This window comes from Vibrio sp. L85, from assembly GCF_963871815.1.
Taxonomy (GTDB): Bacteria; Pseudomonadota; Gammaproteobacteria; order Enterobacterales; family Vibrionaceae; genus Vibrio; species Vibrio harveyi.
On record NZ_CAWMYL010000061.1, the window covers coordinates 17,589 to 40,731 of the forward strand.

The 23,143-nt window shown below is 45.3% G+C and carries 26 protein-coding genes; 3 read left to right on the forward strand and 23 right to left on the reverse strand.

The genetic code is table 11. From position 1 onward, the window contains the following. Positions 1–16 precede the first annotated feature (16 nt). Positions 17–919 carry a DNA-binding transcriptional activator PunR gene (punR, locus tag AACR11_RS07740; RefSeq protein ID WP_005451018.1) on the reverse strand — a complete coding sequence of 301 codons (903 nt, stop codon included), beginning with the start codon at positions 917–919 and terminating at the stop codon, positions 17–19. 153 nt (positions 920–1,072) lie between these two features. Between punR and punC the strand changes: the two genes are divergently transcribed. After that, positions 1,073–2,278 (forward strand): purine nucleoside transporter PunC, encoded by a 1,206-nt coding sequence (punC, locus tag AACR11_RS07745; protein WP_005451019.1) that lies wholly within the window; start codon positions 1,073–1,075, stop codon positions 2,276–2,278. 76 nt (positions 2,279–2,354) lie between these two features. Here the strand turns inward: punC and AACR11_RS07750 are convergent, their stop codons facing one another. Next, positions 2,355–3,131, reverse strand: coding sequence for a transporter substrate-binding domain-containing protein (locus tag AACR11_RS07750; protein ID WP_009699091.1), 777 nt, complete (start codon positions 3,129–3,131; stop codon positions 2,355–2,357). A 122-nt stretch (positions 3,132–3,253) separates the two neighbouring features. Between AACR11_RS07750 and AACR11_RS07755 the strand changes: the two genes are divergently transcribed. Beyond that, positions 3,254–3,994, forward strand: coding sequence for an amino acid ABC transporter permease (locus AACR11_RS07755; protein ID WP_005451021.1), 741 nt, complete (start codon positions 3,254–3,256; stop codon positions 3,992–3,994). 85 nt (positions 3,995–4,079) lie between these two features. On the opposite strand, the gene glmU is transcribed toward AACR11_RS07755, so the two are convergent. The 17 genes from glmU to AACR11_RS07840 all read right to left on the reverse strand — a co-directional run bounded on the left by glmU (position 4,080) and on the right by AACR11_RS07840 (position 19,559). Then, a complete protein-coding gene (gene glmU, locus AACR11_RS07760) occupies positions 4,080–5,441 on the reverse strand; it encodes a bifunctional UDP-N-acetylglucosamine diphosphorylase/glucosamine-1-phosphate N-acetyltransferase GlmU (RefSeq protein WP_017191013.1) in 1,362 nt (453 codons plus the stop codon). A gap of 149 nt (positions 5,442–5,590) precedes the next feature. After that, positions 5,591–6,013 (reverse strand): F0F1 ATP synthase subunit epsilon, encoded by a 423-nt coding sequence (locus AACR11_RS07765; protein WP_005429758.1) that lies wholly within the window; start codon positions 6,011–6,013, stop codon positions 5,591–5,593. Positions 6,014–6,031: 18 nt separating this feature from the next. Then, positions 6,032–7,435, reverse strand: coding sequence for a F0F1 ATP synthase subunit beta (gene atpD, locus AACR11_RS07770; protein WP_005451025.1), 1,404 nt, complete (start codon positions 7,433–7,435; stop codon positions 6,032–6,034). Between the two features lie 35 nt (positions 7,436–7,470). Further along, positions 7,471–8,337 carry a F0F1 ATP synthase subunit gamma gene (gene atpG / locus AACR11_RS07775; protein WP_005440806.1) on the reverse strand — a complete coding sequence of 289 codons (867 nt, stop codon included), beginning with the start codon at positions 8,335–8,337 and terminating at the stop codon, positions 7,471–7,473. 44 nt (positions 8,338–8,381) lie between these two features. Next, positions 8,382–9,923 (reverse strand): F0F1 ATP synthase subunit alpha, encoded by a 1,542-nt coding sequence (gene atpA, locus AACR11_RS07780; RefSeq protein ID WP_005451027.1) that lies wholly within the window; start codon positions 9,921–9,923, stop codon positions 8,382–8,384. A gap of 13 nt (positions 9,924–9,936) precedes the next feature. Further along, on the reverse strand, positions 9,937–10,470 hold the full coding sequence (gene atpH, locus AACR11_RS07785) for a F0F1 ATP synthase subunit delta (RefSeq protein ID WP_029790005.1): 534 nt from the start codon (positions 10,468–10,470) through the stop codon (positions 9,937–9,939). 14 nt (positions 10,471–10,484) lie between these two features. Next, positions 10,485–10,955, reverse strand: a complete 471-nt coding sequence (gene atpF / locus AACR11_RS07790; protein ID WP_005451032.1) for a F0F1 ATP synthase subunit B — start codon at positions 10,953–10,955, stop codon at positions 10,485–10,487. 71 nt (positions 10,956–11,026) lie between these two features. After that, entirely contained in the window at positions 11,027–11,281 is a 255-nt protein-coding gene (gene atpE / locus AACR11_RS07795; protein WP_002540812.1) for a F0F1 ATP synthase subunit C, read from the reverse strand. Between the two features lie 55 nt (positions 11,282–11,336). Then, the gene (atpB, locus tag AACR11_RS07800) at positions 11,337–12,149 is read right to left on the reverse strand and encodes a F0F1 ATP synthase subunit A (RefSeq protein ID WP_005451034.1); all 813 of its coding nucleotides are present in this window, start codon (positions 12,147–12,149) and stop codon (positions 11,337–11,339) included. Between the two features lie 8 nt (positions 12,150–12,157). After that, complete coding sequence (locus AACR11_RS07805) at positions 12,158–12,547, reverse strand: F0F1 ATP synthase subunit I (protein ID WP_005440813.1); 390 nt, start codon at positions 12,545–12,547, stop codon at positions 12,158–12,160. Positions 12,548–12,736: 189 nt separating this feature from the next. Continuing rightward, complete coding sequence (locus AACR11_RS07810; protein WP_029790006.1) at positions 12,737–13,618, reverse strand: ParB/RepB/Spo0J family partition protein; 882 nt, start codon at positions 13,616–13,618, stop codon at positions 12,737–12,739. A gap of 23 nt (positions 13,619–13,641) precedes the next feature. After that, positions 13,642–14,415, reverse strand: coding sequence for a ParA family protein (locus AACR11_RS07815; protein WP_005451036.1), 774 nt, complete (start codon positions 14,413–14,415; stop codon positions 13,642–13,644). Positions 14,416–14,425: 10 nt separating this feature from the next. Continuing rightward, positions 14,426–15,061, reverse strand: a complete 636-nt coding sequence (gene rsmG / locus AACR11_RS07820; RefSeq protein ID WP_005451038.1) for a 16S rRNA (guanine(527)-N(7))-methyltransferase RsmG — start codon at positions 15,059–15,061, stop codon at positions 14,426–14,428. Beyond that, positions 15,061–16,956 carry a tRNA uridine-5-carboxymethylaminomethyl(34) synthesis enzyme MnmG gene (gene mnmG, locus AACR11_RS07825; protein WP_005451040.1) on the reverse strand — a complete coding sequence of 632 codons (1,896 nt, stop codon included), beginning with the start codon at positions 16,954–16,956 and terminating at the stop codon, positions 15,061–15,063. Before mnmG ends, rsmG begins: the two co-directional genes overlap by 1 nt. A gap of 469 nt (positions 16,957–17,425) precedes the next feature. Beyond that, positions 17,426–17,866 (reverse strand): FMN-binding protein MioC, encoded by a 441-nt coding sequence (gene mioC / locus AACR11_RS07830; RefSeq protein WP_005451042.1) that lies wholly within the window; start codon positions 17,864–17,866, stop codon positions 17,426–17,428. Between the two features lie 276 nt (positions 17,867–18,142). Continuing rightward, on the reverse strand, positions 18,143–18,973 hold the full coding sequence (locus tag AACR11_RS07835) for a hypothetical protein (protein WP_079324638.1): 831 nt from the start codon (positions 18,971–18,973) through the stop codon (positions 18,143–18,145). A 202-nt stretch (positions 18,974–19,175) separates the two neighbouring features. Continuing rightward, the gene (locus AACR11_RS07840) at positions 19,176–19,559 is read right to left on the reverse strand and encodes a hypothetical protein (protein ID WP_079324640.1); all 384 of its coding nucleotides are present in this window, start codon (positions 19,557–19,559) and stop codon (positions 19,176–19,178) included. Positions 19,560–19,652: 93 nt separating this feature from the next. On the opposite strand from AACR11_RS07840, the gene AACR11_RS07845 reads away from it, so the two are divergent. Next, on the forward strand, positions 19,653–19,973 hold the full coding sequence (locus AACR11_RS07845; RefSeq protein ID WP_079324642.1) for a helix-turn-helix domain-containing protein: 321 nt from the start codon (positions 19,653–19,655) through the stop codon (positions 19,971–19,973). Between the two features lie 141 nt (positions 19,974–20,114). Here AACR11_RS07845 and AACR11_RS07850 read toward each other — a convergent pair whose 3' ends face one another. The 4 genes from AACR11_RS07850 to AACR11_RS07865 all read right to left on the reverse strand — a co-directional run bounded on the left by AACR11_RS07850 (position 20,115) and on the right by AACR11_RS07865 (position 23,142). Continuing rightward, positions 20,115–20,813: a hypothetical protein gene (locus AACR11_RS07850; protein ID WP_069538384.1), complete on the reverse strand. Its 699-nt coding sequence runs from the start codon at positions 20,811–20,813 to the stop codon at positions 20,115–20,117. Between the two features lie 107 nt (positions 20,814–20,920). Next, positions 20,921–21,334, reverse strand: coding sequence for a hypothetical protein (locus tag AACR11_RS07855; RefSeq protein ID WP_223295729.1), 414 nt, complete (start codon positions 21,332–21,334; stop codon positions 20,921–20,923). Between the two features lie 87 nt (positions 21,335–21,421). Further along, positions 21,422–22,000, reverse strand: coding sequence for a conjugative transfer protein MobI(A/C) (gene mobI / locus AACR11_RS07860; RefSeq protein WP_114145634.1), 579 nt, complete (start codon positions 21,998–22,000; stop codon positions 21,422–21,424). Positions 22,001–22,671: 671 nt separating this feature from the next. Then, a complete protein-coding gene (locus tag AACR11_RS07865; protein ID WP_023584702.1) occupies positions 22,672–23,142 on the reverse strand; it encodes a type II toxin-antitoxin system death-on-curing family toxin in 471 nt (156 codons plus the stop codon). Between the last annotated feature and the right edge of the window lies 1 nt (position 23,143).

Genomic DNA, 23,143 nt, shown 5'->3' on the forward strand with positions numbered 1-23,143 from the left:
TGAAAGTGGCTTTTTGTTAATACTGCAGCCAATCCTGATGCAGTTTATTTGGTGTACCTAAGTAATCCACCATCCATTGAATCAACTTGTGATTGTCATCTTTACGCCACACCAAACAACATTGGCTCAACGGTTTATCATCCTCCAGGACTTTTTCCACCAGCACACCATCGTGGATCAGTGGCATAGCAATATGGCGCGGCATGTAACCGACTCCTACTCCATTCTTCAGACATTCGATCGCGCTATACCAATTAGGTAACAGCAGACGACGCTGTTTCGGATAATGACCAGTATGACGTTTTGGCAGCACGTTCGAGGTATCATCGAGACAGATCGCCGGAAATTGACTCACAAACTCTTCTGTCAGGACTTGCTGGCGAACACAAGGGTGCGCAGGTGACATAACAAATGCCCAATCCAATACCCCCATGTCTTTTACTTCAAAATCACCCCCAACTGGAATCGCTGACGTTGCACCGACGACAATATCAGCACGCCCTTGGGCAATCGCTTCCCATGAGCCGTTAAACACTTCCATGTTGATTTGCAGCTCAGCAAATTCAAACTCACGATAAAAATCTTCAACCAAAGGCTTAAGCTTATCGAGTTTAACCACGTTATCCAGTGTGAGCTTCAATGTTGACTGCCAACCATGTGCCGCGCGGCGAGTTTGCGCTTTCACTTCAGCCATTTGTCGTAGCATTAAACGCGCTTCTTCAATGAACAACTCTCCAGCTGGTGTCAGTTCCACTTTTCTCGGTAATCGACGGAACAACACTACATCGAGATCTTGCTCTACTTGACGAACACCGTAGCTGATCGCAGAAGGGACTTTATGCAGCACTTCAGCAGCCGCAGTAAAACTGCCCAATCGAGCAACGGTATCGAGCATTTCCAGTGAAGACTTGGAGAACATGATTTCGACCTTTCAAAATTTTTGATTGATAACCAATAATTTTAGCGTTTTATTTTCTTAAAATCGAAAAATAGAATGGCGAGGTAAATAAATCAGGGTTGGTGCCAACTGACATTGACTAAAAAATGATTAAATAATTTGATTGGTTGAATCATGAAAATATCAAAACTACAACTCGTTTACCTTGCAGCCTTGTCTATGCTTGGCTTTATTGCGACCGATATGTACCTACCTGCGTTCAAAGCGATGGAAATCGACTTTGCAACAGGTCCAGAACAAATCGCACTTTCACTGACCGTATTTCTTGTTGGTATGGCTTTTGGTCAATTGATGTGGGGCTTGGCTTCAGACAAATTTGGGCACCGTAATACGCTGGCAGCTGGTTTAGTGCTGTTTACTGTTGCTTCCTTCGGTCTCGCATTCAGTGAGCAAGTGTGGCAACTATTAGCACTGCGCTTTGTTCAAGCAATTGGTGTCTGTGCCCCAGCTGTTATTTGGCAAGCGATGGTGATCAAACGTCACTCTAGCAGTAGCCAACAGATTTTTGCGACCATCATGCCACTGGTGGCTCTGTCTCCAGCATTAGCACCTCAGTTAGGTGTACTGCTCGCAGATAGTTTTGGCTGGCATAGCATTTTTGTAGCGTTGACACTGATGGGCGTACTGCTTGTCGTTGCGACAATGGCGCAAAAAAATGAAAAGGCAGAAACAAAACAAACCAGCATGTCGTCTGACATCAAAGCACTTCTAGGATCTAAAACTTACCTAGGCAACGTGTTTATGTTTGCGACGGCATCTGCAGCTTTCTTCGCTTACCTAACAGGTATGCCAGAAATCATGTCTCAACTCGGCTACGAAGCAAAAGACATCGGTTTGAGCTTTATCCCACAAACCATTGCTTTCATGGTGGGTGGTTACCTAGGTAAAGTTGGTGTTCGCAAATTTGGTGATGAAAAAATTCTGCGTCAGTTGATCGGTTTATTCAGTGTTGCCGCGTTGCTTATCTTTGTAGCTTCGCAGTGGGAATTGACCTCCATCTGGCCAATCCTAGCGCCTTTCTGTTTGATTGCGGTAGCGAATGGTGCACTGTACCCAATCGTAGTAAACCGTGCATTGGCAAGTGCGAAGCAAAGCCCTGCAACCGCAGCTGGTTTGCAAAACAGCCTGCAAATTACCGTGAGCAGCCTATCAAGCGCACTAGTAGCAGCGATGGCAAGCCAAGCTCAGATGGTAACGGGTGTTGCAATCATCATCTGTATGGGTGGTCTATGGATGGGTTACATCTTGTCTAACCGTGAATTATCTAAACACTTCACAACTCCAGACAATGCTCGCGTAGTGAGTGAAGACGAGCTTTAGATTCAATTCAAAGTCATCTTAATTAAAACAAAGAGCCGCTGCTGAGCGGCTCTTTTATTCTGTGTTAGCAACGAACTTACATGCTCTTCAGTCCCCACTTTTCAGCGGTTTGCTCAAAGAAGCCTTGGGTTTTCTTCAACTCAACCCAATGATTGATGTAATTAATCCATACTTGATCATCTTGAGGTAGCAGCATCGCAATAGGGGTAGGCTTACGAGGCTCCTTCACCGGCACTATCGCCAGTTGCTTAAACTTGGTCACCAACGTTGCCGCTTCTACATTGGATGTTACCGATACATCAGCGCGGCGAGCTAATAATTCTTGGAAATCACGCGCAGGCGCTTCAATCACAATATGTTGTGCAGATGGAAAGAAATCTTTGACCATCTTTTCTTGCACTGTCCCCAGCGTAGCCGCCACTTTTACATCAGGTTTGTCAAAGTCAGCCCAATCAGAGAACTTCGCTAAGTCTTTCTTTTGTACAACAGGAACAAACGCAAGGTAGAAATACGGTTGGCTATAACCCGCAACTTTCGCTCGTGACATATTCAATGATGCACTACCCGTAATATCGTATTTGTTGGCAGTAATGCCATTGACTAGCGTTTTCCAATCGGTCGCGACGTATTCCACCTTAACACCAAGATCTTTAGCAAGCTCAGAGGTGACGTCGATATCAAAACCACGATAGCTATTGGTCGCTGGATCTTTCATCGTCATCGGATTCCAATCCCCTGTCGTCCCGACACGCAACACACCTTTATCTAAGATCTCTTGTAGACGACTTTCTGCATGAGCGACTTGAGTTATCGCAAGCAAACACATTCCTAGCGCAAGCAAAGTTTTTTTCATTTTCTATTCCCTTAAAAGAATGACGGTAGGAGATATTCCCTTTAATTATTAACCATTAGTACGGCTTCATTGATAACATAGCAGCAACAAAGGAAGTTTTTTAGTCAGTTCAGGGAGTAAATGTGAACTATCGACATCTATGCTTAGTTTCGCTGCTGTTTCTCACCGGTTGTTCCGATTATCAGTGGGGCTGGTATGTGCTTGACCCATCAACCGAGCAAGGGCTGACAAACATCAAGTTTTTGGTCGCCGGTTTTAATGACACGATCCAAGTGTCACTACTCAGCATGCTGTTTGCAATGACCATCGGATTGCTCATTGCTCTTCCCGCCCTTTCTGACTCTCCGGTGCTCAAGTGGATCAACCGCGTTTATGTGGAAGTGATCCGCTCTATTCCCGTTTTGGTATTGTTGCTGTGGGTGTATTACGGAATGCCAACGTTACTCGATGTATCCTTAAACCACTTTTGGGCAGGTGTCATTGCGCTAACTATCGCAGAAAGTGCCTTTATGGCGGAAGTATTTAGAGGGGGAATCCAAGCCATCAGTCGCGGACAACACGAGGCAGCGGAGTCATTAGGGTTAAACTACTGGCAAAAAATGCGCTTAGTGATCCTTCCACAAGCATTTCGCCAAATCTTACCGCCGCTGGGGAATCAATTCGTTTATATCCTTAAGATGAGTTCGTTAGTCAGCGTAATCGGTCTAAGCGACTTAACAAGGCGTGCTAATGAATTGGTCGTGAATGAGTACTTACCATTAGAGATCTATACATTTCTCGTCTTAGAGTATTTGGTGCTGATTCTTTTGGTCTCTCAAGCGGTTCGCTGGCTAGAAAAACGCATAGCGATTCCGAGTCACTAAACTCTCCCTTTCACAACACTAGATACAACAAAGCCGCTCAGATGAGCGGCTTTGGTTTATTTCGGTTAAAGAAAGCAGCTGAGGCTTACTTTTGTTTTACCGGGCGTTGCCAACCGGTAATTTTGCGCTCTTTCGCACGAGTAATCACAAGCTCACCTTCTGCAACGTCTTTGGTTAATGTCGTACCAGCACCAATCGTTGCACCATCAGCAATCGTCACTGGCGCAACAAGCTGGCTATCTGAGCCAACGAAGACGTCGTTACCAATGATGGTCTTAAACTTGTTCGCACCATCGTAGTTACAAGTGATGGTACCTGCACCGATGTTAGTACGTTGACCGATCTCAGCATCACCTAGGTAAGTCAGATGGTTCGCTTTAGAGCCTTCGCCGATACGTGCGTTTTTCACTTCTACGAAGTTACCTACGTGAGAATCGTTACGCATTTCTGCGCCAGGGCGTAGGCGTGTGAATGGACCAACTGTACATTCTTCACCAACTGTTGCACCTTCAATCACACTGTAAGGACGAACCACCGTGTTATCATCGATTTCACAGTCTTTCAGTACGCAACCAGCACCGATTACGACGTTATCACCCAGTGATACTTTACCTTCGATGATCACGTTTGCATCGATTTCACAATCCATACCGCATTGCAGTTCACCGCGTAGGTCGAAACGTGCTGGATCACGCAGCATTACGCCTTGCTCTAATAGCTTCTGTGCTTGCATTGATTGGAATGCACGCTCAAGACGAGCCAGTTGAGCACGGTCGTTAACGCCTTCTACTTCAATCGCGTTTACTGGGTGCACAGCCTCAACCGCGCGACCTTCATCGTGTGCTGCCGCGATAACGTCTGTTAAGTAGTATTCGCCTTGTGCGTTTTCATTATTTAGACCAGCAAGCCAGCGTTTCAGGTCACCACCTGTCGCCACCAGCACACCGGTATTACATTCTTTGATGAGCTTCTGCTCTTCTGTTGCGTCTTTTTGCTCGACGATCGCCACTACTGGACCATTTTTGCGAATGATACGACCGTAACCCATTGGGTTGTCTAGCATCACTGTTAGTAGTGCAATACCGCCTGTTGGTTGTGCATCTAATAGGTTCTCAATCGTTTCAGCTGAAATCAGTGGAACATCACCGTAAAGCACCAGTACTTTTTCATCGTCTTCAAACTTCGGAGACGCTTGATCAACCGCGTGACCTGTACCTAGTTGCTCCGCTTGCAGTACCCAATTAACCGGCTCTTCTGCTAGCGTTTGCTGCATTTGATCACCACCGTGACCATATACTAGGTGGATGTTTTGTGCACCAAGACCTGTACATGTATCGATAACATGTTTTGCCATTGGCTTCCCTGCCAAAGTGTGTAGCACTTTAGGCATGTTTGAATACATACGGGTACCTTTACCCGCAGCAAGGATCACAGCACTGAATTTCATTAATAACCTATTGACGTTCTATTTTAATTGGGCGTTATTTTAAACACCTTGGAAGGATTAGTTAATGGTGAGATGTAAATTTCCAACTAAAATTAATCAAAAAGGCGACCAATTGGCCGCCTTTTTTCATGCAACGTTGCTAATTGAGCTTAGCGACGCTTTTTGGTCAGCTCGATAACTCGTAGCTGAGCAATGGCTTTAGCCAGTTCACTGGCCGCTTGTGCGAAGTCCATGTCACCATGCTGATTCTGGATTTGCTCCTCAGCGCGGCGCTTGGCTTCTTCTGCCTTCGCTGCGTCTAGATCTTCACCACGAATCGCAGTATCAGCCAGTACTGTAGCAGTACCAGGCTGAACTTCGACCATACCACCAGAGACATAAATGAACTCTTCGTGGCCGTGCTGTTTCACAATACGCACCATACCAGGCTTAATAGCGGACAGCAGCGGAGTGTGACCGTGGAAAATACCCAGTTCACCTTCGCTACCGGTCACCTGAAACGTTTCTACACGACCAGAGAAAATACGTTTCTCAGCGCTTACTACGTCTAGGTGAAAGGTTATTGGTGCCATATCGCCTCCTAGTTAGCCTTATAGCTTCTTCGCATTCTCGATAGCATCGTCAATCGTACCGCAGTACATGAACGCTTGCTCTGGAATGTCATCGTATTCACCAGCTAGTAGACCTTTGAAGCCACGTAGTGTCTCTTTAAGAGGTACGTAAACGCCTGGGTCACCTGTAAATACTTCCGCTACGTGGTAAGGCTGAGTTAGGAAACGCTCAATCTTACGTGCACGAGATACAACTTGCTTATCTTCTTCAGATAGCTCGTCCATACCTAGAATCGCGATGATATCTTTCAGCTCTTTGTAGCGCTGAAGTGTCTGCTGAACGCCACGAGCTGTGTCGTAGTGCTCTTGACCAACTACTAGTGGGTCTAGCTGACGAGAAGTCGAATCTAGTGGGTCGATCGCTGGGTATAGACCCATAGCTGCGATGTTACGGTTAAGTACAACCGTTGCATCCAAGTGCGCGAACGTTGTTGCTGGAGACGGGTCAGTCAAGTCATCCGCAGGTACGTATACCGCCTGTACAGACGTGATAGAACCTTGCTTAGTTGACGTGATACGCTCCTGTAGTACACCCATCTCTTCTGCAAGAGTTGGCTGGTAACCTACCGCAGAAGGCATACGACCTAGAAGTGCTGATACCTCAGTACCTGCAAGCGTGTAACGGTAGATGTTATCAACGAACAGAAGTACGTCACGACCTTCGTCACGGAAACGTTCTGCCATTGTTAGACCAGTCAGTGCAACACGTAGACGGTTGCCTGGTGGCTCGTTCATCTGACCGTAAACCATCGCTACTTTAGATTCTTCAGGATTCTCAACGTTTACAACGCCCGCTTCCTGCATCTCGAAGTAGAAATCGTTACCTTCACGAGTACGTTCACCAACACCAGCAAATACTGATAGACCTGAGTGTTGAAGTGCGATGTTGTTGATAAGCTCCATCATGTTAACGGTCTTACCTACACCTGCACCACCGAATAGACCGATTTTACCACCCTTAGCGAATGGACAAACCAAGTCGATTACTTTAACACCAGTTTCTAGAAGTGCTGTTTCGTTTGATTGCTCTTCGTAGCTTGGTGCTTCACGGTGAATAGAGTAAACCTCTTCTGCACCGATCTCACCACGCTCATCAATCGCGTCACCTAGGACGTTCATGATACGACCTAGAGTTTTAGTACCTACTGGTACTGAAATTGGAGCGCCAGTGTTAACCACTTCAACGCCACGACGTAAACCATCAGAGCTACCCATTACGATACAACGAACTACGCCACCGCCTAGCTGTTGTTGAACCTCAAGAACTAGACGCTCTTTAGATTCTGTAACGTTTAGAGCGTCATATACACTTGGTACTTCGCTCTGTGGGAACTCTACGTCGACTACCGCACCGATGATCTGTACGATCTTACCTGTAGCCATCGTTAATCCTCTAAACTATTTCGTTTTACCTAAGCTTAAACCGCAGATGCACCACCAACGATTTCCGATAGTTCTTGTGTGATCGCAGCCTGACGGGCTTTGTTGTACACAAGTTCTAAATCTTCAATCAAGTTGGTTGCGTTATCCGTTGCAGCCTTCATCGCAATCATTCGAGCCGCTTGCTCACAAGCAAGGTTCTCAACCACACCTTGGTATACCTGAGACTCTACGTAACGCACTAGAAGTGTGTCTAATAGAGGTTTTGGCTCAGGCTCATAGATGTAGTCCCATGAGTGCTCACGCTGCATCTCTTCGCTGTCCGATTTAGGCAAAGGTAGCAATTGATCGATCGTTGGTTGCTGAATCATAGTGTTCACAAACTTGTTGAACACCACATATAGACGATCCAGTTCACCTTCATCGTATTTCTTAAGCATTACGCCAACAGAACCGATTAGGTCTTCTAGGCTTGGGCTATCACCCAGACCAGAAACCTGTGCCGCAACTTTTGCGCCACCATGTTTAAAGAAAGCTGTTGCTTTTGAACCAATTACAGCCAGTTCAACTTCAGCACCTTTCTCTTTCCATGATTGCATGTCTGTAACGGCTTTCTTGAACACGTTAATGTTCAAACCACCACACAGACCACGGTCTGTCGAAACGATGATGTAACCAACACGTTTAGCTTCACGCTCTTCTAGGTACGGATGACGGTACTCTAGGTTTGCGTTAGCCACATGACCGATCACTTTACGCATTGTTTCAGCGTATGGACGAGAAGCTTCCATTGCGTCTTGAGAACGACGCATTTTTGAAGCTGCTACCATTTCCATCGCTTTCGTAATTTTCTGAGTGCTTTTAACACTACCGATTTTATTACGTATCTCTTTTGCGCCGGCCATCGTTACTCTCCGTTAGTTGGTGGCAGAAACTGCCACCGACCTAATTACCAAGTTTGGGTTGCTACGAAGTCGTCAGTCAGTTTCTTCAACTGAGCTTCAACTTCATCGTTGTATGCACCCGTCTTGTCGATCTCAGCTGCGAATTCAGCGTATTGACCGCGAGCGTACGATAGTAGAGCCGCTTCGAAGTCTAGCAGTTTGCTTAGTTCAACATCTGCTAAATAGCCGCGCTCTGCCGCGAAGATTACTAGTGCTTGGTCAAATACAGACATTGGAGCGTACTGCTTTTGCTTCATTAGTTCTGTAACTTTTTGACCGTGGTCTAGCTGTTTCTTCGTCGCTTCATCAAGGTCAGACGAGAACTGCGCGAATGCCGCTAGTTCACGGTACTGAGCTAGTGCAGTACGGATACCGCCTGATAGCTTCTTGATGATTTTCGTCTGAGCTGAACCACCTACACGAGATACTGAGATACCTGGGTCAACCGCTGGACGTACACCTGCGTTGAATAGCTCAGTTTGTAGGAAGATCTGACCATCGGTAATCGAGATTACGTTAGTCGGTACGAATGCTGAAACGTCACCAGCTTGAGTTTCAATGATAGGAAGAGCAGTTAGAGAACCAGTCTTACCTTTCACTTCACCGTTAGTGAAACGCTCTACGTACTCTTCGTTTACACGAGCTGCACGCTCTAGTAGACGCGAGTGTAGGTAGAATACATCACCTGGGAATGCCTCACGGCCTGGTGGACGTTTTAGTAGTAGAGAGATCTGACGGTAAGCTACCGCTTGCTTAGATAGATCATCGTAAACAATCAGTGCGTCTTCACCGCGATCGCGGAAGTATTCACCCATCGCACAACCTGCGTATGGCGCTAGATATTGTAGCGCTGCAGATTCAGAAGCAGATGCAACAACAACGATAGTGTTAGCCAGCGCGCCGTGCTCTTCTAGTTTGCGAACTACGTTAGCGATAGTCGATGCTTTCTGACCGATTGCTACGTAGATTGAGAAAATACCAGAGTCTTTCTGGTTGATAATCGCGTCGATCGCCATTGCTGTTTTACCAGTCTGACGGTCACCGATTACAAGCTCACGCTGACCACGACCGATTGGGATCATTGAGTCAACTGATTTGTAACCAGTTTGCACAGGTTGGTCTACCGATTTACGGTCGATTACACCTGGTGCGATTACTTCTACAGGCGAAGTCAATTTAGCTTCGATTGGACCTTTACCATCGATAGGCTCACCTAGTGTGTTCACTACGCGACCTAGAAGTTCTGGACCAACTGGCACTTCAAGAATGCGACCAGTACCTGTAACTTTCATGCCTTCCTTAAGGTCAGCATATGGGCCCATTACTACCGCACCAACCGAGTCACGCTCAAGGTTAAGTGCTAGTGCATAACGGCCACCCGGTAATTCAATCATTTCACCTTGCATCACGTCCGCTAGGCCGTGGATGCGGATGATACCATCGCTTACCGATACGATAGTACCCTCGTTGCGAGCTTCACTAACAACTTCGAAAGATTCGATACGTTGTTTGATCAGATCGCTAATTTCCGTGGAATTAAGTTGCATGCTCCAATCCCCATTAAGACTGCAATGCATCGCTCAGGCGGTTCAAACGACCACGCGCTGAGTTATCGATGACTAGGTCTCCGGCTCGAATAATAACCCCACCAAGTAGGGTCTCATCTACACTGCAATTCAGCTTCACTTTGCGTTCAAGACGCACTTCAAGTTTGCTGCCAATGTTTGCAAGTTGTTCATCAGAAAGTTCGCTTGCTGAAATTACTTCAACATCGATTTCTTTCTCATGCTCTTTCTTCAATAGGAAGAATTGCTCACAAACATCAGGAAGGGCCGTCAGACGACCATTCTCAGCCATTACCTTAATCAGGTTTTGACCGTGCGCATCAACTTGTTCGCCACAAACTGCAACAAAGATTTCGGCCATTTTGTCAGCAGAAACTGAACCCGTTAGAAGTTCATTCATTTGTTCGTTTTTGGCAACTTCAGCAGCAAAAGATAGCATTTGACCCCATTGGTCTAGCTGATCTTTGTCTACAGCAAAGTCGAAGGCTGCTTTAGCATAGGGGCGTGCGATTGTAGTCAAATCAGACATATGCGCCCCCAGACTTAAAGTTTTGCAGTAATGTTGTCGAGAATATCTTTCTGAGCGTCTTTATCGATAGTACGCTCAAGGATTTTCTCAGCACCAGCTACAGCCAGAGTAGCAACTTGTTTGCGCAGCTCATCGCGTGCACGATTACGTTCAGCTTCAAGTTCTGCTTCCGCTTGCGCTAGGATTTTCTGGCGTTCTGCCTGAGCTTCCTCGCGAGCTTCATCAATAATTTGAGACTTACGCTTGTTCGCTTGGTCGATGATCTCAGTTGCTGTGCGCTTCGCTTCTTTCATCTGATCAGAAGCGTTGGCTTGTGCTAGATCCAAGTCTTTTGCAGCACGTTCCGCTGCTTGAAGACCATCAGCAATTTTCTTCTGACGCTCTTCGATCGCTTGCATCAATGGTGGCCATACATACTTCATGCAGAACCACACAAATAGTGCGAACGAGATTGCTTGACCTAGCAGAGTTGCGTTTATGTTCACAACAGCTACCCCTCTATTTGGACTTAGTGTTAATCAGTGACAAGCCTGAGCTCGTCCCGAGTTAAAGGTGATTAACCTAGTTGACCAACGAATGGGTTTGCGAATGTGAATAGTAGCGCGATTACGATACCGATCATTGGAACCGCATCAAGTAGACCTGCGATGATGAACATCTTAACTTGTAGCATAGGAGCCATTTCTGGTTGACGTGCTGCACCTTCTAGGAATTTACCACCTAGTAGTGCGAAACCAATCGCTGTACCAAGAGAAGCAAGACCGACGATAATACCTACGGCGATTGCAGAAAAGCTCAGTAAAGTTTCCATTACTATCTCCAATTTATAGTTGTTGGCTTAGTGCCCAAATAAAAAGCTTAAAAAATTAATGATCAGAATCTTCGTGTGCCATTGACAGGTAAACAATTGTCAACATCATGAATACGAAGGCTTGAATCGTAATAACCAAGATATGGAAGATTGCCCACGGTAGTGAACCCATCCATTGCAAGTACCATGGTAGCATTGCCGCACAAAGAATGAATACAACCTCACCCGCGAACATGTTACCGAATAGACGCATACCAAGTGATAGAGGCTTCGCTAGTAGCGATACCACTTCAATCAGTAGGTTAAACGGAATCATCAGTGGGTGATTGAATGGATGTAGTGCAAGTTCTTTTGCGAATCCACCTAGACCTTTCACTTTGATGCTGTAGTAGATCATCAATGCGAAAACGCCTAGAGCCATAGCCATGGTGATATTCACATCAGCAGACGGTACAACCTTAAGATAAGGGATACCTAGCCAATGCTCTGCTGGGTACGGTAAGAAGTCGATAGGAACTAAGTCCATCACGTTCATCAAAAATACCCAACAAAAGATAGTCAGTGCTAAAGGCGCGATCAGTGGGTTGCGTCCATGGAACGTGTCTTTGACGTTTTCCGCGACAAATTCAACGATCATTTCTACAGCACACTGAAGCTTACCCGGTACACCCGCTGTTGTTCTCTTCGCTACTTTGTAAAAAATTCCGAGGAAGATTAAACCAGTAAACCAAGAAAAAAACAGGCTATCGATATGTACGTTCCAGAAACTTGTCTCCTCCGCTACTAGACCTAACTTGTAAAGAGATAGGTTAGTAAGGTGGTGGGCAATGTAACCGGACGATGTTAGCGCTTCACCTGGCGCAGCCATAACTCATCCTATTTTTTGTTGTTAATGAATAGCACTGGTGCACAGATATTAATACCTAGTACCAGCAAATAGGTTAGTTTGAGGGGAACAAGTTCCACCTGCATATACATGTAGGCTACGTAGAACAACACAACCGTGATGAGGATTTTCAGAACTTCGCCTGTATAGAAAGAAGCCGCAATACGCTTGGCAGCGCGAGCCCCACTAAACATAAAAGCACATAACGCAAAGACAGCATTGGCAACAACAAAAATGCCCCCACCAACCAGCGCTGAAATTCCCCATTCAGGATTCACGGCTATCGCCATTCCTGCAGCCACAAAAATAACCGCGCCAGACTGGATCATTAACAATTGCTTTGCGAGCTCTCGTCCTGGTCTAGCTAACGCAGCTACCATGTATTCGTACCTCTAGTAATATCCACTTTGCACTAAACTCTCTGTGCAGGGAAATTGGCGAAAATTATACGGTGAGAACAATTGAATGCAATTATATTGCATCAAAAACTTACAGTTTTGTTTACAATCCGACAACTTTCACACAAAATTCGATTATTTTGATTAATTGACCTAAATCAATTATCTCATCTAGGCCTCTAGCTTGGCAATCAGTTGATCCAATTTGTGAGGCTCATCAAGACTTATCGTCACTTTCGCTTTGCCGTTTGCAGAACGGACCAAAGAAACCTTAGCATCAAGCAGTTGACTCAATTTATGCGACATTTGCTCTGCTTCGGTATCTTCTTGTTGAGCTTTTTGCTCATTCTGTGGGGCTAAGCACTTTTTTACTAACTGTTCGGTTTGGCGAACAGTCATTTGCTTCTTAGCCACTTGTTGCGCCACTTCGACCTGCTGTTCGCCTTCTAACGCTAACAGAGCTCGAGCATGACCCATTTCCAATTTTTTATCTGCAACCAGACCTTTTACATCAATTTCCAACTGATTTAGACGTAATAGGTTACTCACGGTCGTTCTTGATTTTCCGATCACATCGGCCACTTGCTGATGTGTCAACGTGAATTCATCTTGTAGACGTTCAAGCGCTTGCGCTTCTTCAATCACGTTCAAATCTTCGCGCTGAATGTTTTCAATCAACGCCATCGCTATCGCAGCACGGTCTTCGACCTTTTTCACCAAACAAGGTACACGTTTTAGACCGGCTTGCTTTGCCGCACGCCAACGACGCTCACCTGCGATGATTTCAAACTGACCGTTTGCCACTTGGCGAACCACGATTGGCTGAATAATGCCTTGCGATTGAATCGAAGCGGCTAGTTCTTCTAGCGCTTCTGGAGCCATATCTTTACGCGGTTGGTAAACACCCGGCTGCAATTGACCAATAGCCAAATCAGTCAACTCGCCATCAGCCGACAACGCTTGGCTTTGCGATGCAATGTGCTGTTTTTCACGAGCTAACGAACTGGTCGACAACAACGCATCCAGTCCTTTTCCTAGACCACGCTTAGACATAGGAGGAATTCCTTAGGTTAGAGTTAAACTGGGATTTCTTCGCGGCGGAGCATTTCGCCCGCTAAAGCAAGATACGCTTTGGCGCCAGCTGAGTACTTGTCATAGTACATAGCTGGTTTACCGTGGCTCGGCGCTTCGGCCAAACGCACATTACGTGGGATCACAGTACGGTAAACTTTACTACCAAAGTGTTTTTTAAGTTGATCGGATACTTCATTAGATAGGCGGTTACGTGGGTCGTACATGGTACGCAGTAAACCTTCAATTTTGAGGTTCTCATTGACCACGGCCGCTAACTTGCTGATTGTATCCATAAGAGCAGTTAAACCTTCTAACGCAAAGTATTCACATTGCATCGGCACCAGCACAGAGTCGGCTGCGGCCATTGCGTTGATTGTAAGAAGGTTTAGAGAAGGAGGACAATCAATAAAGATGAAATCATAGTTATCGCGAACTGGCGCAAGGGCGTTTTTGAGACGAACCTCACGCGCGAACACTTCCATCAATTTGATTTCTGCAGCAGTCACGTCACCGTTCGCTGCAATCAGATCGTATTTCCCAGTGGTTTGTGTGCAAACCACTTGATCAAAAGGGGTATCTTCAACCAAAAGATCATACGCCGTCGCGTCAACCATGTACTTGTCGACACCACTAGCCATAGTAGCATTGCCTTGAGGGTCGAGATCGATCACCAAAACTTTGCGCTTTGTTGCCGCCATCGAAGCTGCTAAGTTAATGCACGTTGTTGTTTTGCCGACCCCACCTTTCTGGTTGGCGATTGCTACAATTTTACCCACGATTACCTCGCTAATTTTCCTTGCGCGATAAGATTACTAGATGACGATCACCTTCCAACTCAGGAACAGCTAAAGATATGATCTCCGTCACACTACACCATTCAGGAAGCTGATCTATTTCATCTTTAGGGTGTTGTCCTTTCAACGCAAGAAACACCCCTGAATCTTGTTTAGGCAAATGATGACACCATTCCACCATGTCAGTCATTGAAGCAAAAGCTCGACTCAAAACGCCATCAAATTTTTCTTCTGGCTGGAATTCTTCAACGCGACTTTGAATTGGTGTCACATTTTTCAACCCAAGTGCGTGCACAACTTGCTTGAGAAAACGAATGCGCTTACCAAGGCTATCGAGCAAGAAGAACGTCTTTTCAGGGTTCATGATTGCGAGTGGAATCCCAGGTAAACCAGGTCCTGTGCCAACATCGATAAAGCGCTCACCCGGTAAGTGAGTGCTAACGATGATGCTATCAAGGATATGTTTCACTAACATCTCAAGCGGATCACGGACCGACGTCAAGTTGTAAGCTTTGTTCCACTTGTCGAGCAATTCGACGTAACCGACTAACTGCTCGCGTTGCTTTTCAGACACTTCTAAATCGGTTTGTGCGATCAGCTCGTCTAATCTGGTACGTAAAGCGCTCATTATTCTTCCTCACCTTTCTTCAGCAAACCGTGCTTCTTCAGGTGAACAAGCAAAATAGAAATCGCCGCAGGGGTAATGCCCGAGATGCGAGATGCAATACCAATGCTTTCTGGTTTCGCTTCTGTCAGCTTTGCAACGACTTCATTGGAAAGACCTTTCACGTCTTTGTAGTCCAAATCAGCTGGCAACTTAGTGTGCTCATGGCGCAGTGATTTTTCGATCTCTTCTTGTTGACGCTTGATGTAACCATCGTACTTAACCTGAATTTCAACTTGCTCAGCAGCTTGTTGATCTTCCAGTGCCGGAGCAAAAGCTTCGAGCTCGGTCAATTGTGAGTATGAGATCTCTGGGCGACGAAGAAGATCCTCACCACTTGCTTCACGCGCCATTGGCGTTTTCAGCAGCTTGTTTAATTCATCGATACCAATTGAATTTGGATTCATCCAGGTCGACTTTAAGCGTTGGCGCTCAGTTTCCATGTTGTCGATTTTTTCGTTGAAACGTGCCCAACGAACATCATCAATCAAACCAAGTTCACGTGCTTTTTCTGTCAAACGCAAATCGGCGTTATCTTCACGTAGCAACAAACGGTATTCCGCTCGAGACGTGAACATTCGGTACGGTTCTTTGGTACCCATGGTCGACAGATCGTCAATTAGAACACCCATGTAAGCTTGGTCACGACGAGGGCTCCAGCCTTCTTTGCCTTGACTGTGCAAACTTGCATTAAGACCAGCCATTAAACCCTGTGCAGCGGCTTCTTCATAACCTGTTGTACCGTTGATTTGCCCCGCGAAGAACAAACCATTGATGAATTTGGTTTCGTACGTTTGCTTCAAATCACGAGGGTCGAAGAAATCGTATTCAATCGCATAACCAGGACGAACAATGTGTGCGTTTTCAAACCCTTTCATTGAGCGAACGATTTGAACTTGAACGTCAAACGGCAAACTGGTGGAAATACCATTAGGGTATAACTCGTGCGTCGTTAAACCTTCTGGCTCAATAAAGATTTGGTGACTGTTTTTATCCGCAAAGCGCATCACTTTGTCTTCGATAGACGGACAGTAGCGTGGACCGATACCTTCGATCACACCAGCGTACATTGGGCTACGATCAAGGTTATTACGGATCACTTCATGAGTTTGCTCATTGGTGTGAGTGATAAAACATGGGATCTGACGTGGATGGTGCTCTCGTTTCCCCATAAATGAAAATACAGGTGTCGGGTTGTCACCATGCTGCGCTTCTAGCACTGAGAAATCAACGCTTCGAGCATCAATACGCGGTGGCGTACCTGTTTTTAATCGATCAACTCGGAATGGTAGTTCACGCAATCGATCCGCCAATGCTATCGATGGTGGATCACCAGCACGACCACCGGATGAACTTTCCATACCAATGTGGATCTTACCACCAAGGAAAGTACCAACCGTTAATACCACAGCTTTCGCGTGGAATTTCAGCCCCATTTGTGTCACAACGCCAACCACACGATCTTGCTCCACAATCAGATCGTCGACCGATTGCTGGAACAGAGTTAGATTTGGCGCATTTTCTAATGCGTTGCGTACGTATGCTTTGTATAGAGCACGGTCTGCTTGAGCTCGTGTAGCTCGAACCGCTGGACCCTTGGAAGCATTTAGCGTTCGGAATTGAATACCTGCATGGTCAATGGCTTCAGCCATCAGACCGCCCATAGCATCCACTTCTTTTACTAAGTGACCTTTACCGATACCACCAATCGCCGGATTACAAGACATCTGGCCTAATGTATCGATGTTATGGGTAAGGAGAAGGGTTTTTTGTCCTGTGCGTGCAGATGCGAGCGCGGCTTCCGTTCCTGCGTGTCCGCCACCAACAACAATGACGTCAAAGTTTTCGTGATAAAGCATGAACTGACCTCAGGTATTCAAAGGATTTAATGGACAGATAAAAAAGAGCGGTATTTTACCTTTTTTATCTATGAGAGAGAATCGTTTTCTCGCTTTTCACATTTTAGACCTTAAGACTATATATATAAGATCTATATATATGATCTTTTATTGGATCTATTATTAGGATCGCAGGTTTCTGTGGATAACTGGAAAATGATCAACAAGATCATGGATCTTCTTTGGATCAAATCTTGTGATCATGATTTGATCTGATCGAGGATTTCCTGAGATCAAAATCGATGGTTATGCACAGGGCTAAAAAAAGATCTAAGTTGTTATTTGGATAACTAAAGGAAAGTCACTGGATCTTACCTTACTTATCCACAGATGTTTTGGGTGTTTTTTGAGCGGTTGAACGGTGTTGGCTGATAGGAGTTATTCACAAAGAGGAAAAACAGAGCCGTAATTCGGCTCTGTGAAAGGGGGATTAAGCAGAAAAACGTGCGAGGTTCTCGTTTAACCAAGCTTCTGCTGCGTCTTCAGGTACATCATGGTTAAGCACGTCTATTTTCAAGCAATCTGCTAAAGGTGTTGCACCAATATCTTCTAGTAGGTCATATGCATGCTGACCTGCTGCACAGAATGTATCGTAGCTTGAATCACCAATTGCGATGACGGCGAACTTCACATCCGCCATTTTTGGTGGCGTATTTTGCAGTGCGTTGATGAAAGGTTGGATATTGTCTGGATATTCACCTGCACCGTGAGTTGAAGTGATAACTAACCAAGTGCCTCGATTCTCGATCGACGACAACTCTGGTTGATTGTGGATTGTTGTTTCCAATCCGTTCTCATTGAGTAGATCACTTAGGTGATCACCAACGTATTCCGCACCACCGAGAGTACTGCCTGTAATAATGTGGATCATGTGTCTTCCTTTATAAGTCATACCAACGACAAGTTGCAGTTGTTCGTCAGTACAAAAAGAAACGCGGTGTTAAGCTTATGCCTGACACCGCGCGTTTTACTATTTACCGATACAGAAAGTGAAGTTTCCCATAATAGCTGGCCTCGCGCGACGTCTTGGGGACCGATTGGGGACCAAATTGCAATTTATGGTCAAATACTGACTTCCCAAGATGACTTCCATCATAGATCAGGATGGGAAAAGTGGGAATGGTGGGAAACCGGATCAGCTTTCACGTTATTTCTCTTCAGCAGCGACAAACAAAAGTGGTTTTCCACTCTCTAGCAGGTAAGGGGTGGTGATCGTCTGTTTACCAAAGTGAATGTTCCCTTTTGCTATATAGATGAAGATCCAATCGGGCAACTTACTACTGATAGCTGCGTAAAGTGCATCAGAAGGGATGTCACTATTCTTACCTGGCGAAATTCTAAATCTCTGGTAGTAGACGTGATGGTTGGATTCAAATGCAAAACTTTCCTGTCCATCGTTGACGAAAGATGGTGACATCGTTCTTCTCGGTTCGAAAACTTCAGCGGTGATATAGCATAGGTCCTGGTTTGTCATACCAGCTTGGTAGTCAGCACTATGGAAGTAGAACTCTATCTTTTGTTCTGAATTGCCATTCGTGCGCTCATAGTTAATAGATTGTTCTTGAAGCACGGTTTCGATGGCTGCGTTGAAGTGGTAGAGCAACTTTTGCTGTGCGTCTCGAGCGGATGTCGCTTCTTGTATAGGCATCCAAGCAATAATGCTGTTTCGTGAAGCGGTATCAGGCTGTTCCAGCAATGACGTTAGCAAACCAAGGCTTAGTCCTTCACTTAACTCAAGTCCCGCGCCTACTGAAGACGTGAACAACAATGTATTTCCTGCGGCAGCTTTCGCGAGCTTAAATGCCTCAAAATCTTTCATTGGAATGACTTTGTCTTCTGTTTGGTAGAGCCCACCTGCATGAGCAATGTTATGAGCACGGCTGTGGCTGTTGTCATATTGGATAGGAGTTGATGTAGAGGCGCATCCAGTGAGCAAAATGAGTAACGATAATGGAGTAAACCTAGCCTTCGGTTTCATGAGAAATTTCCTTTTCAAAACAATTTGATTTTGCAGTTATTTATCGGGTGATCACCAAATTGACACATTGTGGATAAGCAGGAGATATCTTTTGATCTTTAAACTCACCAGTTGTTGATCGGGGGCTTTGTTATGGATCGTGGATCATTTTGTTATTACGATCCTTCCCATTAGGAGCGAAAGTGATCATCACCAACCCATATCAATCAATCTTCCAGCCATAAGCTTCACCTGTCATGTCAAAGTGTCTGTTCTTCATCAACAAACCAGTGCTTGGGTTGATGCGTCGAGGCGCTCGCTTAACGCAAGACGAGTCATTGAGTGGAATGTTCTGTTGGTGCAAATGCCAGACATGAATGAAGAAATAGGTGAGGGCGGCGGCACTAGCGAATAGCCAGTTTACATAAAAGAGTACCAACCAAAATAACAACGCGATGTACTTATTTCTGTGGATAACATTCAAAGGCTTATGTAGCCAAATAACGCTTGGGAAGACCATCAATATAACTCCCCAGCTTTGATATACAGTCACCAACGCACCAAGACAAAAAACGCAAAATAGTGCGAACTTTTTTAGTGTTTTCATCTTAGTCTCCATTTTGTGCTTAGTTTTCCTAAGTATACAGGTATAATTAAAACTTAGAAAATCTAAGCATCGTAGGTTGATGATGATTCTCACTTGTCTAAAACAAATCCATTTCCACAGCGCCTTAAACAGGCAAGAAACCGCGTTGGTATCAGCCAGAGGGAGCTTGGTATCCGTTTGGGTATGGATCCAAGTTCAGCGAGTGGCCGTATGAATCATTATGAAAAGGGGCGTCATATGCCCGATATCGGTACGCTACAAAAGCTTGCTCAGGAGCTTGGTGTGCCTGTTGCATTTTTCTTTTCAGATTCCGACAGCTCAGCGGAACTGGCATGTTTGATTGAAAAGCTCAGTGAAACTAAAAAGCAGGAGCTTGTTGAGCAGATCAGGCAGGAACTCGATAACATCGACTAGTAATAAAGCTATCGCTGTCGTCCTGAATACCAAAATACCCCACCGACTGCGGCTACTGTCAGTAATAAACCTCCCAGCCAAATCCAAAGTTCCATATTCACTTCCTGTAAGTATCTTCTATCTCTATTTAGCTTAGCTTTCCTAAGCATGAATTTCATCGAAAGCATGCGTTACCTGAGAAAAAACCGTCACAACCAACTTGTGCTCCGCTAAGGATGCAATTTGAAAGTAAAGATTGCCTGTAGGGTTGGCCCAAATTTCATGTTGCTCGCTTCCGTAACGGAGTAGCTTTTGAAAACGTGTTCTTGATGACAAAGCCAGTCTTTCTAGATTTGGATGGGAGAGTTGCTTCTGTAAGCTGTGCCACGGATTACGAATATCACCTTGCTTGTGTCTTTGTTGGTAGCGTTGCATTGCATGGTTACTGATGGCGATGGTGCCAAGTTTTGCAACCTCAAACGTAGGATAGGGGGAAGCATAAGGCGAAATAATGTCTTTTGTTTCTGGATGAGTGATATCAACAATCTCGTCAGAATAAAGTTTGATACCGGATAGACGGTTGGACAGAAACAGTGCGGCTGCTTTGAGAGCTTCATTCTTGGCCGCTAAAATGGTTTCTTTGGTTAGGCTGAGTGCGAGACCTTTACCGCTGTTTGGTAAGCGCCCGAATACCTGTTTGTCGAGAATTAAGAACCTAGCCGCCGTTAACTCTGCTACAGCGCACCGGAACTCACTTTGAGCAATTTGAACCGTAACGATACCGTGATTGTTCAACCCCGCGAACCAAGCGATATCGACGCTTGCTGCATTGATTTTTTCAACCTGAACTTTCAATATCATCACAGCATTTTCTCCTCACTTTACTACCAGCGTATCATCGATTTTGAAAATGCAAACTGTGGGTAGAAGCTTCATTTCATGGCATGAAGCCTCCTGATTGGATAGAACTAAATGTGCAGTTTTTCTATCGCTCGCATCGTTTTTCTCACCTGGCTAGACAGCTCTCTTGTAGGCTTCACACGCTGTTCCAGTTGTTTGATCTGGTCTAGCAAATGAAGATACAGCGGGATCTCCCAGGGCATTGCGTTTGAAAAACGTCTCAATACCCCTTCGGATACTTCTTTTTCTTCAAGCTCTTCGTCTGGATAGCGATGAAGAATTAGGCGATACCATGTGATCTCTGGTAAGCCTTTTGATTTTTTGACTTTGAATTTGTAGCGTATTGGATATTTCACTTTGTACTCAGCTGTCAGAGCTTTGCACAGCTTTTCCAATCGCGCTTCAAGGTCTTTAGCCGCAACCGTTAGTATCTTCGATTCATCGGCGACAAACAGAGGTAAATCTTTGATTAATTCTGGCAATGGAGATTGTTCTGGCAGTGCAATATCAAAATCTGATAGATCCAGTTCTCCGCAATAGTCGGTAATACCGCGTTTGGTATGGTTTTCTTAGTCATAGTGCTTCTCCATTTTTTGAAAGTGTTCACGAAGCTTGTGAAGTCGTTTTGTACAGATTTGCGCTTTTTGTTTGATGGTGAGGATTTCATGGCGTACTTCGCGGATCAGTGCGAAGGCATCTTCTGTGTACTCAATAAGATCGGATTCCCATTCATCGTTGGCTTTTGAAAAGCGACCCGGTGGGTAACGAAAGCCTTTGCCTTTGGCTAAATGCTTTGAGCGAACGCGTTGTTCTTTGTTGTTTCGCTGTGACATTTGATTAGCACTGAGATACCAGTTGTAGTACCAAGCCGCTTCAAAGCGATGGTTCCGAACCCGAACACGGCAACCGTAGCGGCCAGGTGAGGTGTCCTTATGTGTTCGATGGATTCGCCAAAATTGGTTCGCGTAGCAACTGGCTAAAAACTCAAGCAAGTAGGGCTCCTGCATTGTAAAGTTCTCGATATCAGCAAGGGCTTTGAGCGATTGTGATAGAGCGAGTTCAAAGCATTCTTGTTCACTTTCAGGGGTTCGCTGCTGGGCTCGTTGATGCCATTGATAGGCGGCAGAATGTTCATTTAATACAGTCATAGTGGATCCTTGTTTGTTTTGCTCAAGGTAGCGCAAACGTACTGTTACTTACGCATCTGTAATTGCCCTTTTGGGGTGCGTAATTTTCCTTGTGTCCCACCACTGATTGGTAAGCATGACAGCGATTCCTCTCCTGGGACCTATCCCTGTACTTTCCAGATACCTATCCTTGTGGGACGTTGCTACGGATTATTTTCGTTGCTTTATTGTTTTGGCGGGGATGTAGGGATTTATAGTCCAATCATTGTGGGACATGAGTGTTGATTATTTCTTTTGATGGGATTGTGACGGTAAATTTCTAGATTATTGTGGGATTTGGCCTATTTGTAGTGCATTAGGGCTGATGTACTTTCACATGTGAAAGCCCATGGGGCTGCACGCGGTGGGCTGTGAGTAAGAGCGCTTTTGGGGTGCTTTTCGGTTGGTGGGTTTGATACTCGCACTGGAGCTTGAATCCAAAAGCCATCGAAATAATGCCTTGTGATGAACTATCCGGAATTTCCGGATAGTTCACTTTGTACTGGGAGGTAAACGGTCTAGAGCTCTCTGCTTGACAGTGGTTGCTGTTCGTTTACCAACTTGGATCAGGCAGTTGTTCGGAATAACCGAACAACTCAATTTTCGTCCGCTTGGCCTTGAGCAAGTATGAGCTCGTAGCAGTTGAGCGCGGCTTATTGCTGCTTGTTGTCCTCAGCTCTTTGAACGGCCTCATAAATTTCCAGTTTCAACGATATGGAGTACTCATCTTCATACAGAATAGAGCTAATAATTTTATGCAGTAGCTCTTTATCAATAACGTTATCGGCGACCCAAACGGCGATGTTCTCCATTTCGCGAACGAAATGCTGCACGATGTAGTCAAATCCGTTGAGCTCTAAAAAGTAGGCTCCGAGTGCCAGAGATGAGCGCTTATTGCCATCATTGAAGGCATGGTTTTTGTTGATGGAAAACACTAAGTGCGTCAGCTTGTCTTCGATTTCAGGGTAATACCAGTCGTTTTGAATATGCTCTAATGGGCTTTCAAGTTGACCGATATCTTTTGTACCCGTTAAACCGCCTGATTTTTCAATGATCCAATCGTGGGTACTCACCGCGTACGTCACATCGAAGTAAAAGTACCGTGGCTGAGCGTCATCGGTCATA

What these genes read in the sequence shown, in the direction of transcription:
- AACR11_RS07765 (WP_005429758.1), bottom strand. Translation starts at nt 6,013, where the DNA reads ATGGCACCAATAACCTTTCACCTAGACGTAGTAAGCGCTGAGAAACGT.
- AACR11_RS07865 (WP_023584702.1), bottom strand. Translation starts at nt 23,142, where the DNA reads ATGACCGATGACGCTCAGCCACGGTACTTTTACTTCGATGTGACGTAC.
- punR (WP_005451018.1), bottom strand. Translation starts at nt 919, where the DNA reads ATGTTCTCCAAGTCTTCACTGGAAATGCTCGATACCGTTGCTCGATTG.
- AACR11_RS07840 (WP_079324640.1), bottom strand. Translation starts at nt 19,559, where the DNA reads ATGAAAACACTAAAAAAGTTCGCACTATTTTGCGTTTTTTGTCTTGGT.
- atpH (WP_029790005.1), bottom strand. Translation starts at nt 10,470, where the DNA reads ATGTCTGATTTGACTACAATCGCACGCCCCTATGCTAAAGCAGCCTTC.
- AACR11_RS07750 (WP_009699091.1), bottom strand. Translation starts at nt 3,131, where the DNA reads ATGAAAAAAACTTTGCTTGCGCTAGGAATGTGTTTGCTTGCGATAACT.
- atpG (WP_005440806.1), bottom strand. Translation starts at nt 8,337, where the DNA reads ATGGCCGGCGCAAAAGAGATACGTAATAAAATCGGTAGTGTTAAAAGC.
- atpB (WP_005451034.1), bottom strand. Translation starts at nt 12,149, where the DNA reads ATGGCTGCGCCAGGTGAAGCGCTAACATCGTCCGGTTACATTGCCCAC.
- punC (WP_005451019.1), top strand. Translation starts at nt 1,073, where the DNA reads ATGAAAATATCAAAACTACAACTCGTTTACCTTGCAGCCTTGTCTATG.
- glmU (WP_017191013.1), bottom strand. Translation starts at nt 5,441, where the DNA reads ATGAAATTCAGTGCTGTGATCCTTGCTGCGGGTAAAGGTACCCGTATG.
- AACR11_RS07805 (WP_005440813.1), bottom strand. Translation starts at nt 12,547, where the DNA reads ATGGTAGCTGCGTTAGCTAGACCAGGACGAGAGCTCGCAAAGCAATTG.
- rsmG (WP_005451038.1), bottom strand. Translation starts at nt 15,061, where the DNA reads ATGAGCGCTTTACGTACCAGATTAGACGAGCTGATCGCACAAACCGAT.
- AACR11_RS07835 (WP_079324638.1), bottom strand. Translation starts at nt 18,973, where the DNA reads ATGAAACCGAAGGCTAGGTTTACTCCATTATCGTTACTCATTTTGCTC.
- mobI (WP_114145634.1), bottom strand. Translation starts at nt 22,000, where the DNA reads ATGACTGTATTAAATGAACATTCTGCCGCCTATCAATGGCATCAACGA.
- atpA (WP_005451027.1), bottom strand. Translation starts at nt 9,923, where the DNA reads ATGCAACTTAATTCCACGGAAATTAGCGATCTGATCAAACAACGTATC.
- AACR11_RS07810 (WP_029790006.1), bottom strand. Translation starts at nt 13,618, where the DNA reads ATGTCTAAGCGTGGTCTAGGAAAAGGACTGGATGCGTTGTTGTCGACC.
- mioC (WP_005451042.1), bottom strand. Translation starts at nt 17,866, where the DNA reads ATGATCCACATTATTACAGGCAGTACTCTCGGTGGTGCGGAATACGTT.
- AACR11_RS07850 (WP_069538384.1), bottom strand. Translation starts at nt 20,813, where the DNA reads ATGATATTGAAAGTTCAGGTTGAAAAAATCAATGCAGCAAGCGTCGAT.
- mnmG (WP_005451040.1), bottom strand. Translation starts at nt 16,956, where the DNA reads ATGCTTTATCACGAAAACTTTGACGTCATTGTTGTTGGTGGCGGACAC.
- atpD (WP_005451025.1), bottom strand. Translation starts at nt 7,435, where the DNA reads ATGGCTACAGGTAAGATCGTACAGATCATCGGTGCGGTAGTCGACGTA.
- atpE (WP_002540812.1), bottom strand. Translation starts at nt 11,281, where the DNA reads ATGGAAACTTTACTGAGCTTTTCTGCAATCGCCGTAGGTATTATCGTC.